Here is a 13,838-nt window from a genome sequence, read left to right as displayed (position 1 = left end):
GCAGTTCATAAGAGGCATCGCACCAGATGACGGCCACGTCCGATCAGCCTAGCGCGAGAACTCAGCGCACCCTAATCTCAGTTGATGCGATGGGGGGCGATCAGGGCCCGGCAATCGTAGTTGCCGGGTGTTCTGAGTCTGCGAGCAAGAATCCTGACATAACCTTTGTTTTGCACGGCCCGGCGGATACTTTGGAACAGTTGGTCGCCAAGCGCCCTGAACTGACGGGACGCTGCATCATTCGAGATGCCCAAGGCATCGTGACGATGGATGACAAACCCAGCAACGTGGTCCGCAATGGCAAGGAAACCTCGATGTGGTCGGCCATCGAATCGGTGCGCACAGGTGAGGCATCTGTTGCTGTAAGCTGCGGCAACACGGGAGCCTTGATGGCTCTGTCGATGATCCGGCTGAAGAAGCTTCCCGGCGTCAATCGTCCAGCGATCGCCGTGCTTTATCCTTCAACGAATCCTCAGGGATTCAACGTTTTGCTTGATGTGGGCGCAGACGTCCGTGCCGATGCCGATGACCTGCTGCGCTTTGCGCTGATGGGAAAATCCTATGCACGCAACGGCATGGACATCGAACGTCCGCGGATCGGGTTGCTGAATGTAGGCACCGAGGAGCATAAAGGGCGTACCGAGCTCAAGGAGGCGCACGAGTTGATTCGTGACGCCGCCGACGATGCCGGGTTTGAGTTCGTCGGCTTCGTCGAAGGTGGCGATATCTCGGGTGACGTTGCCGATGTGATTGTAACCGACGGATTTACCGGCAATATCGCGATCAAGACCGGCGAAGGGACTGCCACGTTGATCGGCGATGGTCTGCGCCAGGCTTTCAAGAATTCGATCTGGTCACGCATGGCTTCTGTGCTGGCCTATACATCGCTACGCCGCGTGAGCAAGCGTTTTGACCCGCGGCGGGTCAACGGAGGCGTGTTCCTGGGGCTGAATGGGACCGTTGTTAAGTCTCATGGTGCAGCCGACGCAACGGGCGTATCCTCGGCCATCAGGCTGGCGGTACGTCTTACCGAAAGTGAATTTACCGATCGGTTGGCAGCCCGCGTCGCCGCAGCTCCCCCGATGAAAGAGGCCACGGAATGACAATCAGAGCTGTTGTAATTGGTGCCGGACACTATTTGCCGAAACGCGTTGTCGAAAATGCTGAATTTGAGGGCAAGATCGATACCGATGATGAGTGGATCAGATCACGATCCGGCATAGAACGACGCCATTTCGTATCCGAAGGTGAAACCACCTCAACCATGGCAACAGCGGCTGCATTGGCCGCTCTCAAGGATGCTGGAAAGACCGCTGCGGATGTTGATGCCATTATTTTGGCGACCTCTACTGCCGATCTGACCTTTCCTTCCGCAGCGACAATGGTGCAGGCACAGCTCGGCATGGAGCGCGGTTTCGCCTTTGATATCCAAGCGGTCTGTGCCGGCTTCATATTCGCCCTGGCCAATGCCAATGCCTTGATCGCTTCGGGGCAGGTCAAACGTGTGCTGATCATCGGTGCGGAAACATTCAGCAAGATCATAGACTGGACGGATCGCACAACCAGCGTACTGTTCGGCGATGGTGCCGGTGCATTATTGCTTGAAGCCCAGGAAGGCGACGGCACGTCCAAAGACCGGGGCATCTTGTCGACTGACTTGAACTCCGATGGCCGCCTGCATGATCTCCTGTTTGCCGACGGGGGTGTGAGTACCGGCACGACGGGGTATGTTCGCATGCAAGGCAATCAGGTGTTTCGCCATGCCGTGGAAAAACTGGCCGCCACAGCAACCACGGCTATGGAGCGGGCCGGTATCGAATCTTCCGACATTGACTGGATCGTGCCGCATCAGGCCAATATCCGAATAATTCAAGGTACCGCCAAGAAATTGAACCTGCCGATCGAACAGGTTGTCGTGACGGTTCAAGACCACGGCAACACCTCTGCCGCCTCGATTCCGCTGGCTCTGTCGGTGGGCCAGGAACGGGGCCAAATCAAGAAAGGTGACCTTCTGGTCACCGAAGCGATTGGCGGCGGCCTGGCGTGGGGTGCCGTTGTCCTGCGATGGTAAGGTGGCTTTTCTTCGCGCAAACAGCACCTTAGAACCCATTGTTGTTGACACGTGAAATCGCTGCGGCCTATGCTGCCCAAAATACATGGGGGATGGAATGGCAGACACGACGTTGACCCGGATGGATCTGAGCGAAGCAGTGTTTCGTGAGGTTGGCCTTTCGCGTAATGAAAGTGCCCAACTTGTTGAAGCTGTGCTCGAATATATCTCTGATGCTTTGGTCCAAGGCGAACAAGTTAAAATTTCATCTTTCGGTACATTTTCAGTCCGCGATAAAACGGCTCGGGTTGGTAGAAACCCCAAAACCGGTGAAGAAGTGCCGATCAATCCGCGTCGGGTTCTGACCTTTCGCCCGTCCCACCTCATGAAGGACCGGGTCGCAAACGGGAACAAGCGATAGCCTGATGCCCAAGTCTCCGGACGCCTTTAGGACGATTTCAGAAGTTGCGGAATGGCTTGGTATCCAAGCCCACGTGCTGCGCTTTTGGGAAAGTAAATTCACGCAGGTGAAGCCGGTAAAACGCGCCGGCGGACGGCGGTATTACCGCCCTGCCGACATGCTGTTGCTTGGCGGCATCAAACGGCTGCTGCATGATGACGGATTAACCATCAAAGGCGTTCAAAAGGTTCTACGCGAAGAAGGCATGAGTCACGTCGCACGGCTTTCACAGCCGCTTGATGAACTGAACATGGTAAATAGTGACGTATCAGCCGATACCATTGATATGGTTGTCGTTGAACCCACTCCTTCGGAACAGGAAGGCGTGGTGCTTTCATTTGAAGCTGCGCGGGCTGATCTGCCGGCCAAATCAGCCCCCGCCCAACCTCAGCCGCCCAAGCCGGTCGACCCTGTCGCTGCACAGGATACGCCGAATGCCACATCGGTGCCGCCGGATGACAGTGGGCCTGCCCGCGACGAACCGGACATGCCGGCACCTCAAGATCCCGAAGATCTTGCGGTTGCCGAACTGCTTGCCGCGTCCGATCAGACCGCCGCCAAAGCGCCCGACACCGCCGACCGACCAGCGGATGAGCAAGCCGATTCTTCGTCTTCCGACATGCCTGTGCAGAATGCGTCCACGCCGGAAACAACCGATACCCGGCACGAAGACCTTCCGACTTTCTTGCGGCGGCCGATGACCCAATCCCCGCCCCCGTCCAGTGACAACACGCCCGACGATGGCGCGACCAGGCCAGCCCCATCACAGGCTGATCCCGTACAAGACCAAGCAGCCTCGGGGCCCGAAGACCTGGATGAAGCGGCAGCCAAGCACCCAGTCACGCCCCCCCTGCCCAAACCACGCGTCATTCCCGATCCGGTGTTCCCTGTCGAAGCTGATATCATCGTCAAACCACATGCCTTGGCAGCTGTGTTGCAATGTCGGAGCCTATCTCCAGACACCGCCCGCGAAATCGCCCCGCTGCTGGAGCGATTGACCGCCGTGCGCGATTCGATGTCCAATGCGGAACCCGCCGCAGCTGCTGACTGAAACCACTGGTGCAGTTTGCGGCAATTCCCCCTTGCGCCCCGGCGATTATCAGGTATGAACCGCTGCATGTCGGGCTATGGCGCAGCCTGGTAGCGCGTCCGTCTGGGGGACGGAAGGTCGCAGGTTCGAGTCCTGCTAGCCCGACCAACCGACATAAAACAAACGCCCGCGCCCTTGTGGCTGCGGGTGTTTGCATTTGAAAGGTCCAGCTATGGGCGGTGTTATTCCCAACCAACACATCAACGATATGATCAGTGCCGGCCAGATCATCGGCACCCCCGAGGTCGATCCTGCCCAGGTCCAACCCGCCAGTCTCGACCTGCGGCTTGGAACCGTCGCGTATCGCGTGCGGGCCTCGTTTCTGACCGGGCACGGCGCAAAGGTCGCTGATCGTCTAACCGAATTCGAGATGCACCGCGTTGACCTGACCAGCGGTGCGGTGTTGGAAAAGGGATGCGTCTATGTCGTAGCCTTGATGGAGAGTCTTGCCCTGCCAGATGATATATCGGCGGTCGCCAATGCCAAAAGCTCGACCGGGCGGCTGGACCTGCTGACCCGTACCATCACAGACGGCGGTACGGAATTTGACCGTATCGCGCATGGCTATACCGGGCCGCTTTACGCCGAAATCTGTCCCCGGTCTTTTTCGGTGCTCGTACGTCCCGGCATGCGGTTGAACCAGATTCGCTTTTCCTCCGGCAATGCGGCGCTGGATGATGCGGCGCTGCGTGCCCTGCACACCGAAACGCCGCTTGTCGATGGCGACGCCGTGATCGATGACGGGTTGGGCTTTTCGGTCGACTTGCGGTTGCCTGGCACGACCTTGGTCGGGTACCGGGCCAAACCCCATACCGGCGTGATTGACCTTGACAACATCGGCCACTATGCGCCCGCAAACTTTTGGGAAGAAGTTCACAGCGACAACGGGCAGATCATCCTGGACCCAGGAGCGTTTTACATCCTGGTAAGCCGCGAGGCCGTCACCATACCACCAGAATTCGCAGCCGAGATGGCCCCATATCTTGCCATGGTCGGAGAGTTCCGCGTCCACTACGCAGGCTTTTTTGACCCGGGTTTCGGCCATGCCACAGCCGGCGGCGCAGGGTCGCGCGGTGTTCTGGAAGTGCGCTGTCACGAAGCCCCGTTCGTGCTTGAACATGGCCAGATCGTTGGACGCCTGATTTACGAGAAAATGTCCGAAATACCCACGCAGCTGTACGGCGCGGGAATTGCTTCGAACTATCAGGGGCAAGGTCTCAAGCTAAGCAAGCATTTCCACGCGCCGGGCTGACCCACGCGGTTCGGTCTGTTCAATTGCAAGGCCTGACGCAACCCAAATGGACTGCCGCAGGCACCGCCCGCGCAGCCGCAGACAATAGAAACAAACCCTAAAACTTGTTGAGTCGGCGCATGTTCTTCATCATGTCCCGCGCACGCTTGCCTTGGTCGCGTCCCATCTTGTCACGACTTGCGTTTTCTGCGGCACTGATATCAGGACCCCCCGTGTTCCGACTACCATCGGATTTCCGCCCCTTGCCGAGCTTGGACGCTTGGTCGAAACCTATCGAGACACCCTTGTTGATCAGCCGCCCCATAACCTGACGCATAATCATATTGATAATCTGGTTCATCGTTTATCCCCGGTTGCTACGGCAAAATCACTGTCAGTGCTTAATATAGCATTCAATACGGCGTTTTTCAGGCCCTCGTCGTTAATCCTCGAACAATTCGCTTTGACCCTCTGTTGGCTCGGGTTCATCTTCGTCTTCGATTCCCAATGTGGGCATTGCCCCGAATGCCGGGCGATTCTCCAGCAATCCTGCCGATCGCAGTTCTTTCAAACCTGGCAGGTCGCGTGGGCTTTCCAGACCAAAATGCGCCAGAAACTCTTGTGTGACAACGAAAGTCACCGGCCGCCCCGGGGTCATCTTGCGGCGTCCAAACCGGATCCAGTCAAGTTCAAGCAGTTGGTCCAGCGTGCCGCGCGACACGGACACACCACGAATTTCTTCTATTTCTGCCCGCGTGGTCGGTTGGTGATAGGCGATGATAGCAAGGGTTTCTATCGCCGCCCGCGACAGCTTGCGCACCTCGACAGTCTCTTTCTGCATGAGGTACCCCAAATCGGCAGCCGTGCGCATCGCATAGGCATCTCCGACTTTCACCACCTCGACACCCCGCCCTTCGTACCGTCGGCGCAGATGGATCATCGCCTCGCCTGCATCACAACCATGCGGCATGCGTTGTTCAATATCGCGCAGGGTCACCGGACCGACGGTCGCAAACAGAATGGCTTCCAGCATGCGTTCTTGTTCAGCCATGGGCGGCGGATCAAACAGGCTTTCCTCTTGGTCGTCATAGGCTTCAGCCACGCTGCTTCTCCCTTTTGCGCAACTCGATGGGCGCGAACAGCTCGGTTTGTCTGATCTCTATGTGCCCCTCCTTGGCCAGCTCCAGCGACGCCGCGAACGTAGACGCGGTGGCGGAACGCAACTGCACTGGGTCAACCGACCACCCCTCGGGCAGATAACTGGTCAGGTCCGACCAATCGCCCGCATACCCGATCAGGCCGCGCATGCGATCAAGGGCTTGTTCCATCGTGAACACCTTGTCACGGTCCATGACGAAGGGCCTGAAGTCATCCCGGGTGCGGATGCGGGCATAGCCTTGCATGAGGTCCAGCAACGTCGCGGTATAGGTGATACGGCGGGTCCGCTGCACCTCGTCAGTCTGCCCACGGGCAAAAAAGTCGCGTCCCAGCTGGTCGCGCGCCATCAGCCGCGCCGCCGCGTCCCGCATGGCCTGCAATCGTTCAAGCTGAAACGCCAGGTGCGCTGCCAGTTCCTCGCCGGTCGGTCCCTCTTCATCGGGGTCAGGGGGTAGCAAAAGACGGGATTTCAAAAACGCCAACCAAGCCGCCATCACCAGATAGTCAGCAGCAAGTTCAAGCCGTAATGCCTTTGCTTTTTCGACAAACAGAAGATATTGCCGTGCCAGTTGCAGAACCGATATCCTGCGCAAGTCGACCTTTTGGGTGCGGCTCAGCGTCAGCAACAGATCCAAAGGTCCTTCGAACCCATCCACGTCGACGATCAGCGCTTCGGCAGCCAGCCTTTCGGCCACGGTACTTTGATCTTCCTCGAATAGTGTTTCAGCCATGCACATCCTCGCCGACAAGCCTGGTCAGCCTTGCAGTCAGGGCGGGAATGTCAATATCATCAGGGACCACACGCGCAGCCAATGCACGTTCGGCCCGTGTTTGTGCGGCTTGCGTCATCTCACCCGCAGCGTCGGCGACCAGAGCGCGGTCTTTCAACGATGCATTGCAATACAACACCACATCGCATCCGGCCGCCAATGCATCGCGGGTGATATCGTCATTGCGCCCCTTTAGCGCCTGCATTGATATATCATCAGTCATGATCAGATTGTCGAACCCGATTTCATCGCGAATAACCTGCATCATCACCGGCGATAACGTTGCAGGACGTTTATCAAGAGCCTCATACACAAGATGCGCGGTCATCGCCATCGGAAGGTCGTTCAACGCCTTGAAAGGTGCGAAATCAGTGCCGATCAGATCGTCACGACCGGCACTGACCTGGGGCAGATCAAAATGGCTGTCCATTGTAGCACGGCCATGACCTGGCATATGCTTGACGACCGGCAAAACACCACCGGCCAACATCCCGTCTGCCGCCGCTCTTCCCAGTTTGGTGACCTGCTCCGCGTCCGTACCATAGCAACGGTTGCGCAAAAACTCGTGGGTTTGCGGACCGGCCACATCGACCATCGGCGCGCAGTTACTGTCGATGCCTAGATCATGCAGCTCGTGTGCGATAAGACGATAACGCAGTTTCATCGCTTCGACGGAATTTTCACCAGCGGCCTTCACGAAATCCAGTGGAGGCGACCAGTCACGCCAAAACGGCCGGCGCAGTCGTTGCACCCGTCCGCCTTCCTGATCGACCGTTATCACCGCATCATGGCCAGCGGCGTCGCGCAGTTCTGCACACAGCGCGCGAACCTGTTCAGGTGTGTCCACATTGCGGCTGAACAAGATGAACCCAAAAGGCTTAACTTCGCGAAAAAGCGCTTTCTCCTGCGCCGTCAATCGTAACCCCGACGCATCCAGTATCGTCGCCCCGAAGCGTGTCACCGGGTGACGACAGGGATGCAATCGGCGTTTTCCGCAACCAAGGCAGAACAAAAGCGTCGTGCATCCGCGATATCTTCGAAGCCATGTGCGCGCAGGCGATAGAAGGTGCGACCACCGCTGCTTGCTTCTTGGATCACTCGCGATTTGCCATCCAGATAGGCCCCGAACCGGCCATTCAGCGTATCCCACTGCGCCCGCGCGGTCTGTGGGGTATCAAAAGCACCCAACTGCACCAGACGCGTCCCTTTTGGCAAACTATCGGCGGCAAGCTCTGTCACGGTTGCCGGCGTCGCGATCATCGGAGTGTCAACAGGTTGAAACGATGCACGCGTCACCAGTTCGGAAGTTGCGGGGCGACGTTTAGGCCGCAGCGAACTGTGAACGCCCGGCTCTCCACCCATCGCGAGCGCAACCGCCTGCGACACCGCCAGCTCAAGCGGGTCCATATCCAGTGTTTCGCTTTCGGCAACCGGTTCGATTGTGCCTTCACCTTCGTCTAACGGGTCAACCCCGTCGGCTATCGGGTCAACGCCGACGGGCAAAGACGCCGTGACGTCGCTGATATTCCCCGTTTGCAAAGCCGCCACCTGGATAGGTTCCGGCTTGTTCAGTGCCGGCACCTGTGGCTCAGATGCCACCATTGCGACGGCAATGGGCTGGTCTTCGTCCTCAAGATCCAGCGGTTTGGGGGCTAATATCACTTGCTCCGCAAACTGGCTGGCGGTTCCTTCCGATGCCACGGCATTGACGGATAACCCCTGATTGTCGGCAAGCTGACCGCCCGGATTCTCGGGACGAACGCGCATGTCACCGGCTGCCGCGCGAACGACGGGTATGCCCGTGACATCGCGCATCAGCAGCTTATAGCCCCACACCGCGATGCCTATGATCAACGCGACCGACATGGCAGCCCCGGCTATATTTGCCAATTTTGACAAAGGCTTAGCCTGCACATTAAGTGTCGCGCTAGCATCGGATTCGAAAGAATACCCCCCACCGTGGGACGGGGACGTGTAATATGCCATATCTGCCTCACTGCCCACGACTAGTTCAATTGACGCAGGTCTATTTTTTAAAATGCCCGACCAGCCGGTGTGCGTTAACGCATCTCTTCCGCTGGTTTGACCCCCAGAATACCAAGACCTGACGCAATTACAATCGCTGTGGCTTGGGCAAGCGCGATTTTTGACTGCGAAGTAGCAGGATCATCTTGCAGGAAACGCAACGAAGGCACGTCATTGCCTCGGTTCCATAGGCCATGGAAATCTCCGGCAAGTTCATAGAGATAAAACGCCACCCGGTGCGGTTCATTGCTTCGTGCGGCGGTTTCCACCAGACGCGGCCATTCGGCCAGTTTGGCGGCCAGCTTGAGTTCGCTCTCGTGATCCAGCCTGCCCAGATCTGCGGCTTTCAATGCACCCATATCGACCGATACACCAGCTTCGGCGGCCTTGCGCAGCACAGAGTTGACCCGCGCATGCGCATACTGAACGTAAAACACCGGGTTCTCACGGGATTGCTCCAACACTTTGGCAAAGTCGAAATCCAGCATCGCGTCATTCTTGCGTGTCAGCATGACAAAGCGCGTTACATCGGGGCCCACCTGATCGACGACGTCGCGCAGGGTCACGAATGTCCCTGCCCGCTTGGACATCTTGAATTCCTTGCCATCCTTGAACAGCTTGACCAACTGCGTCAGCTTGATATCCAGCGGCACGGTACCGCCCGATAACGCGGAAACCGCAGCTTTCATCCGTTTGACATAGCCACCGTGATCTGCCCCGAACACGTCGATCAGCATGTCGAACCCACGCTGCACCTTGTCAAAGTGGTAAGCGATGTCCGGCGCGAAGTATGTCCACCCGCCGTCGGATTTCATCACAGGCCGGTCCACGTCATCTCCATGAGCCGTAGATCTGAACAACGTCTGCTCGCGTGGCTCCCAGTCTTCGGGCTTCTTGCCCTTGGGGGGTTCAAGTACGCCCTCATAGATCAGCCCCTTGGACTTGAGGTCCTCGATCGCGGCTTCGATCCGGCCCGTGCCATACAGCGACTTTTCCGAATAAAACACGTCCATCTCAACCCCAAGCGACGCAAGGTCGCCCCGGATCAACTTCATCATCTCGTCGGTCGAGAAATTGCGAACATCCTCAAGCCAGACAGCCTCGTCCTGGTCAAGATAGGCGTCGCCGACCTTGTCCTTCAGTGCGACGCCGACCTCGATCAGATAGTCACCGGGATAGGTTCCGTCGGGAAACGCCACCTCTTGTCCGTATGCCTCCAGATAGCGCAGGTACACAGAGCGCGCCAAAACATCGACCTGCGCACCGCCATCGTTGATGTAATACTCGCGCGTCACGTCAAAGCCGGCAAAATCCAGCAAGGACGCCAGCGCATCGCCGAACACCGCACCGCGGGTGTGCCCCACATGCAGCGGCCCCGTGGGATTGGCCGAAACATATTCGACGTTGACCCGCTTGCCCTGCCCCAGATCGCCACGACCGAAATCGGTGCCCTGTGCCAGAACGGCACCCACGACGCGCTGCCAGACATCCGCGCTGAGCCGCAGGTTCAAGAACCCCGGCCCCGCCACATCCGCCGCCGTGATACGCGGATCCTCGGCCAGTTTTCCCGCCAGCTTTTCCGCAATATCACGCGGCTTCATGCCAGCGGGTTTTGCCAGTACCATCGCCGCGTTGGTCGCCATATCACCGTGCGACGCATCGCGCGGTGGCTCTACCGTGATGGCGTCAAAGTTCAGCGCCTCGGGCAGAAACCCGTCGGCAACCAGCGTCTCGAGGGTGGACAGCACAAGGCTGCGGATATCGGCAAATAGGTTCATAACGGAGTTCCTTCGACTTGGCCCCGTGTATCACCTGAATATCCACCCTTAATCAAGGGCAGTTCAGCTGTTAACAATCAGCCGCTCATGCTCTTGCAACGCAAAGCGATCGGTCATTCCCGAAATATAGTCGCTGACAATCCGCGCCATTGCGATGTTCCCGTCCGCTTCTTCAACATCCTTGCGCCACTGTTTCGGCAGTTGCTCGGGATGCGCGCAAAAGTAGGGGAACAGATCCTCGACCACCCGCGTTACCTGCTGCCGCATGATTACCACGGATTCAGCGCGGTACATCCGGTCGAACAGAAACGCGCGTATCATCTTGAGATCCTCAAAAACCGGGTCTGAAAACTGGATCAACGTGCGCCCGGCCATCCGGATGTCGGTAGCCGTTTCGGGTTGCATTTCCCTCAGCCGTGTCCGCGCGACATTGATCACATCCTCAACCAGCACACCAAAGAACCGGCGCAATGCCTCGTGACGGCGACGATAGTAATTCAAGCCCGGGTATAACCGGTCGACCTCGGCAAAGTTGCCTCGCAGGATCGGCAATTCGGCCAACTCATCCGTCGAAAACAGCTCCGCGCGCAGCCCATCATGCAAGTCATGGTGATTATACGCGACATCATCCGCGATGGCCGCCACTTGGGCTTCCGCGCTGGCAAAAGTCCCCAACTCAAGATCATGCTGGCGCTCATACGCGGCCAGGGCCCAGGGTAGGTCACCGGTCACAGGGCCATTGTGCTTGGCCAACCCCTCCAAAGTTTCCCATGTCAGGTTCAACCCGTCGAATTCGGCATAGTGACGCTCCAGATGGGTGACGATCCGGATCGCCTGCGCGTTGTGATCAAACCCGCCATAGGGTGCCATCAACGCCTGCAAGGCATCTTCACCGGTATGACCAAAAGGAGGATGTCCCAAATCATGCGCCAGCGCGACTGCTTCGGTCAGCTCCGCATTCAACCCCAACGCACCGGAAATGGTGCGCGCCACCTGCGCGACCTCTATCGAATGGGTCAGCCGCGTGCGGTAATAATCGCCCTCATGTTCAATGAAAACCTGGGTCTTGTGCTTCAGCCGCCGAAAGGCGCTGGCGTGAATGATCCGGTCACGGTCCCGCTGAAAGCATGACCGAAATGTACTTTCCTCCTCTGGTCGCAACCGTCCCCGGGTCGCAGCCGGATCAGAGGCAAAAGGTGCGCGCATATACGGTGGTCCTTGTAGCCTGTCCTGCGACTTTCTATATTGTACCCAAGACCAGATGGAAACCGATAGCACCGGAGCCTGATTATGAACCTGCCCCCCAAAGTTACGTCCCGGGCTTTCGACCGGTTGGCCGAAATCGGTGCAGCGGCCGACGGCAAGGCCCTGCGCATCGCGGTAGAGGGCGGAGGCTGCTCGGGGTTTCAATACGACATCGCGCTTGACGCCCCGAAAGAAGACGACCTTGTCCTCGAAGGCTGCGGTCAGCGGGTCGTGGTCGACAGCATTTCTTTACCGTTTCTGGCCAATGCGACAATCGACTTCTCCGAAGAACTCATCGGCGCACGGTTCATCATCGAAAACCCCAACGCCACAAGCGCTTGCGGTTGCGGCACATCTTTCTCGATGTAAGCCCACACGCGTTTTCATTTTGCCCCGCAAACTCCCGCCGGAGGCTGGCCTCATTGATAAATGAGGCCATTTCCGTTGTCTGCAGCGCGCGAAAACCCTTCAAAGAATGCGTCGAACCGATAGGTCGATCGCTCCGCCGCTTCCAGGACCGCTTGCCCGTCCTCGGTCATCGTCGCAATCAGGCGCGCCCGCATCTTCCCCCAATCGGCGGACCTGCCCCGACCATAATCAAACAAAGCCTGTGACAGCCCGCGCAGCGCGCCGTTTCCGGCCGCAGGCGCGTGTATAGCGACCTTTCCGGCTGGTATCGCCCTTTCAAATGCCTTGCGTCCGGTCATCTGCGCCAACCAGCCGGACACCAGATAGGTGTGATACCCATCCGCGCTGCCCGCCATGCCGATGTGCCCCATGCGACAGTCGTTGTGGGCCTGGCACACGAAGCTTTCCCAGACCTTGTCCGGGATTTCGCCGGCCAGACGCTTTGCCGCACAAATTTCCCCCAGCAAATCGGCGTCCTGGTCCAGGAAGGCCAGAAGTCCTGCATTATCCAGACTGATATGCGCGGCATCGCTCAGACGGGGGTCTTGCTGGCCATAGTCGGCCAGGTAAAACACGATATGTGCCAATTCATACGCGGCTTTCTTGTTCGGAAGGGCAAATGTCATTGACCTTGAAATGAAGTTCTCAAGCCGGTCCTGCAACGACGGGTCGCGACGCACACAGATGCGGCGCGCCAACAGGCGTTCAGCTTCGGCGCGTTGCAGATCCGAAAGCTCGGCCCGAGCAAACTGGTGCCGGTCAACCCAGTGGCATAATATCGCCCCCTGGTCGCCCCTTAGGCCCAGATCCTCAAGATCAAGACAGAGCGAAAGGAAAAATCTGTAATACTGCGGAAAGAATGTAATTTTCGCCGCTAAATCCTGATAAATCTCCTCATAGGGGGCTATAGCGTCCCGAGGTTTATCCGCGTCCACGTTTGCCAATATACCCAGCCACTCGGCGTTCTCCTTCAACCAGAATACATCATCCTTGGCGCGGCGCCCGTGGGCAAACAGGGTGCTCAGACTGGCAAAATCTATTGCCTGATCCTGCCTGCGTGACTTCAGATCAATAACATTCGTCATGGGATCCCTTTCAACTGGCCCCCTGTGCCCGAAGGCGCAGGGTAAGCTTTTTGGGCATCGTGTCAGTCATTTACCGGACAATGCCCGCCCTTCACCCTATACGGTGGACAAGGTCACCGGCTGCGAGCCCGTGGTGAAAAGCTCGGTCCCGCCACCCGATGCCATCGACGTGTTGCACGCAATCGAACCGGTGGTAAAAAGCTCCGTGTTTTCGCCGCCATGCAGCGCATCAAGTGTCTTTTGATCGGTCGAAACCGAGGTATCTTCCAGATATGCAAGCTTGTTCATTTCTTATCCTTCGCAGTTGAGGTTGCAGTCGAGATGACAATTTTAAATTGCATCTACATCAATGTTTGCCCGTTAAAATTGCTCACTCAACGTGATGATGAATACAATTTTAGACAGATAAACTTATCCACATTGAGGTCGCCGAATACGGAGCTGATCGGCAACCTTGGCTGTTGTTGTACACAGGTCAGAAAAAGTTTTTTCCACACACGCGCTGATTGCGCCATCAGCTAACCCACTGGATTTGGTT

At 57.7% G+C, this 13,838-nt stretch carries 15 protein-coding genes and 1 tRNA gene; 7 read left to right on the top strand and 9 right to left on the bottom strand.

Going from position 1 to position 13,838, the window contains the following annotated elements; translation table 11 throughout:
- Positions 1-26 precede the first annotated feature (26 nt).
- The 6 genes from plsX to AC13DE_RS18480 all read left to right on the top strand — a co-directional run bounded on the left by plsX (position 27) and on the right by AC13DE_RS18480 (position 4,852).
- On the top strand, positions 27-1,103 hold the full coding sequence (plsX, locus tag AC13DE_RS18505) for a phosphate acyltransferase PlsX (protein WP_483048663.1): 1,077 nt from the start codon (positions 27-29) through the stop codon (positions 1,101-1,103).
- Positions 1,100-2,071 (top strand): beta-ketoacyl-ACP synthase III, encoded by a 972-nt coding sequence (locus AC13DE_RS18500; protein ID WP_483048662.1) that lies wholly within the window; start codon positions 1,100-1,102, stop codon positions 2,069-2,071. Before plsX ends, AC13DE_RS18500 begins: the two co-directional genes overlap by 4 nt.
- Positions 2,072-2,168: 97 nt before the next feature.
- The gene (gene ihfA, locus AC13DE_RS18495) at positions 2,169-2,471 is read left to right on the top strand and encodes an integration host factor subunit alpha (protein ID WP_446297791.1); all 303 of its coding nucleotides are present in this window, start codon (positions 2,169-2,171) and stop codon (positions 2,469-2,471) included.
- Between the two features lie 4 nt (positions 2,472-2,475).
- Positions 2,476-3,561 carry a MerR family transcriptional regulator gene (locus AC13DE_RS18490; RefSeq protein ID WP_483048661.1) on the top strand — a complete coding sequence of 362 codons (1,086 nt, stop codon included), beginning with the start codon at positions 2,476-2,478 and terminating at the stop codon, positions 3,559-3,561.
- 70 nt (positions 3,562-3,631) lie between these two features.
- Positions 3,632-3,708, top strand: a tRNA-Pro gene (locus AC13DE_RS18485).
- 64 nt (positions 3,709-3,772) lie between these two features.
- Positions 3,773-4,852, top strand: coding sequence for a 2'-deoxycytidine 5'-triphosphate deaminase (locus AC13DE_RS18480; protein WP_483048660.1), 1,080 nt, complete (start codon positions 3,773-3,775; stop codon positions 4,850-4,852).
- Positions 4,853-4,949: 97 nt separating this feature from the next.
- Here AC13DE_RS18480 and AC13DE_RS18475 read toward each other — a convergent pair whose 3' ends face one another.
- The 7 genes from AC13DE_RS18475 to AC13DE_RS18445 form a co-directional block, all read right to left on the bottom strand.
- Positions 4,950-5,192 carry a hypothetical protein gene (locus tag AC13DE_RS18475; protein WP_446297797.1) on the bottom strand — a complete coding sequence of 81 codons (243 nt, stop codon included), beginning with the start codon at positions 5,190-5,192 and terminating at the stop codon, positions 4,950-4,952.
- 81 nt (positions 5,193-5,273) lie between these two features.
- A complete protein-coding gene (gene scpB / locus AC13DE_RS18470) occupies positions 5,274-5,882 on the bottom strand; it encodes an SMC-Scp complex subunit ScpB (RefSeq protein ID WP_483048857.1) in 609 nt (202 codons plus the stop codon).
- Positions 5,883-5,925: 43 nt separating this feature from the next.
- A complete protein-coding gene (locus tag AC13DE_RS18465; RefSeq protein ID WP_446297799.1) occupies positions 5,926-6,720 on the bottom strand; it encodes a segregation and condensation protein A in 795 nt (264 codons plus the stop codon).
- Positions 6,713-7,720 (bottom strand): beta-N-acetylhexosaminidase, encoded by a 1,008-nt coding sequence (gene nagZ, locus AC13DE_RS18460; protein ID WP_483048659.1) that lies wholly within the window; start codon positions 7,718-7,720, stop codon positions 6,713-6,715. The genes AC13DE_RS18465 and nagZ overlap by 8 nt, the downstream gene beginning before the upstream one ends.
- Entirely contained in the window at positions 7,717-8,658 is a 942-nt protein-coding gene (locus tag AC13DE_RS18455; RefSeq protein ID WP_483048658.1) for an SPOR domain-containing protein, read from the bottom strand. Before AC13DE_RS18455 ends, nagZ begins: the two co-directional genes overlap by 4 nt.
- Before the next feature lie 161 nt (positions 8,659-8,819).
- On the bottom strand, positions 8,820-10,562 hold the full coding sequence (argS, locus tag AC13DE_RS18450; RefSeq protein WP_483048657.1) for an arginine--tRNA ligase: 1,743 nt from the start codon (positions 10,560-10,562) through the stop codon (positions 8,820-8,822).
- Between the two features lie 63 nt (positions 10,563-10,625).
- Positions 10,626-11,768 (bottom strand): deoxyguanosinetriphosphate triphosphohydrolase, encoded by a 1,143-nt coding sequence (locus AC13DE_RS18445; protein ID WP_289083147.1) that lies wholly within the window; start codon positions 11,766-11,768, stop codon positions 10,626-10,628.
- 84 nt (positions 11,769-11,852) lie between these two features.
- On the opposite strand from AC13DE_RS18445, the gene AC13DE_RS18440 reads away from it, so the two are divergent.
- Positions 11,853-12,176, top strand: a complete 324-nt coding sequence (locus AC13DE_RS18440) for a HesB/IscA family protein (RefSeq protein ID WP_289083146.1) — start codon at positions 11,853-11,855, stop codon at positions 12,174-12,176.
- A gap of 50 nt (positions 12,177-12,226) precedes the next feature.
- Here the strand turns inward: AC13DE_RS18440 and AC13DE_RS18435 are convergent, their stop codons facing one another.
- A complete protein-coding gene (locus AC13DE_RS18435) occupies positions 12,227-13,300 on the bottom strand; it encodes a DUF6902 family protein (protein WP_483048656.1) in 1,074 nt (357 codons plus the stop codon).
- Between the two features lie 96 nt (positions 13,301-13,396).
- Positions 13,397-13,588 (bottom strand): hypothetical protein, encoded by a 192-nt coding sequence (locus tag AC13DE_RS18430; protein ID WP_446314447.1) that lies wholly within the window; start codon positions 13,586-13,588, stop codon positions 13,397-13,399.
- Between the last annotated feature and the right edge of the window lie 250 nt (positions 13,589-13,838).

Source organism: Sulfitobacter sp. L-8 (genome assembly GCF_056859255.1).
This window is presented reverse-complemented; position numbering and strand designations above follow the sequence as displayed.

What these genes read in the sequence shown, in the direction of transcription:
- plsX (WP_483048663.1), top strand. Translation starts at nt 27, where the DNA reads ATGACGGCCACGTCCGATCAGCCTAGCGCGAGAACTCAGCGCACCCTA.
- AC13DE_RS18500 (WP_483048662.1), top strand. Translation starts at nt 1,100, where the DNA reads ATGACAATCAGAGCTGTTGTAATTGGTGCCGGACACTATTTGCCGAAA.
- ihfA (WP_446297791.1), top strand. Translation starts at nt 2,169, where the DNA reads ATGGCAGACACGACGTTGACCCGGATGGATCTGAGCGAAGCAGTGTTT.
- AC13DE_RS18490 (WP_483048661.1), top strand. Translation starts at nt 2,476, where the DNA reads ATGCCCAAGTCTCCGGACGCCTTTAGGACGATTTCAGAAGTTGCGGAA.
- AC13DE_RS18480 (WP_483048660.1), top strand. Translation starts at nt 3,773, where the DNA reads ATGGGCGGTGTTATTCCCAACCAACACATCAACGATATGATCAGTGCC.
- AC13DE_RS18475 (WP_446297797.1), bottom strand. Translation starts at nt 5,192, where the DNA reads ATGAACCAGATTATCAATATGATTATGCGTCAGGTTATGGGGCGGCTG.
- scpB (WP_483048857.1), bottom strand. Translation starts at nt 5,882, where the DNA reads ATGGCTGAACAAGAACGCATGCTGGAAGCCATTCTGTTTGCGACCGTC.
- AC13DE_RS18465 (WP_446297799.1), bottom strand. Translation starts at nt 6,720, where the DNA reads ATGGCTGAAACACTATTCGAGGAAGATCAAAGTACCGTGGCCGAAAGG.
- argS (WP_483048657.1), bottom strand. Translation starts at nt 10,562, where the DNA reads ATGAACCTATTTGCCGATATCCGCAGCCTTGTGCTGTCCACCCTCGAG.
- AC13DE_RS18445 (WP_289083147.1), bottom strand. Translation starts at nt 11,768, where the DNA reads ATGCGCGCACCTTTTGCCTCTGATCCGGCTGCGACCCGGGGACGGTTG.
- AC13DE_RS18440 (WP_289083146.1), top strand. Translation starts at nt 11,853, where the DNA reads ATGAACCTGCCCCCCAAAGTTACGTCCCGGGCTTTCGACCGGTTGGCC.
- AC13DE_RS18435 (WP_483048656.1), bottom strand. Translation starts at nt 13,300, where the DNA reads ATGACGAATGTTATTGATCTGAAGTCACGCAGGCAGGATCAGGCAATA.
- AC13DE_RS18430 (WP_446314447.1), bottom strand. Translation starts at nt 13,588, where the DNA reads ATGAACAAGCTTGCATATCTGGAAGATACCTCGGTTTCGACCGATCAA.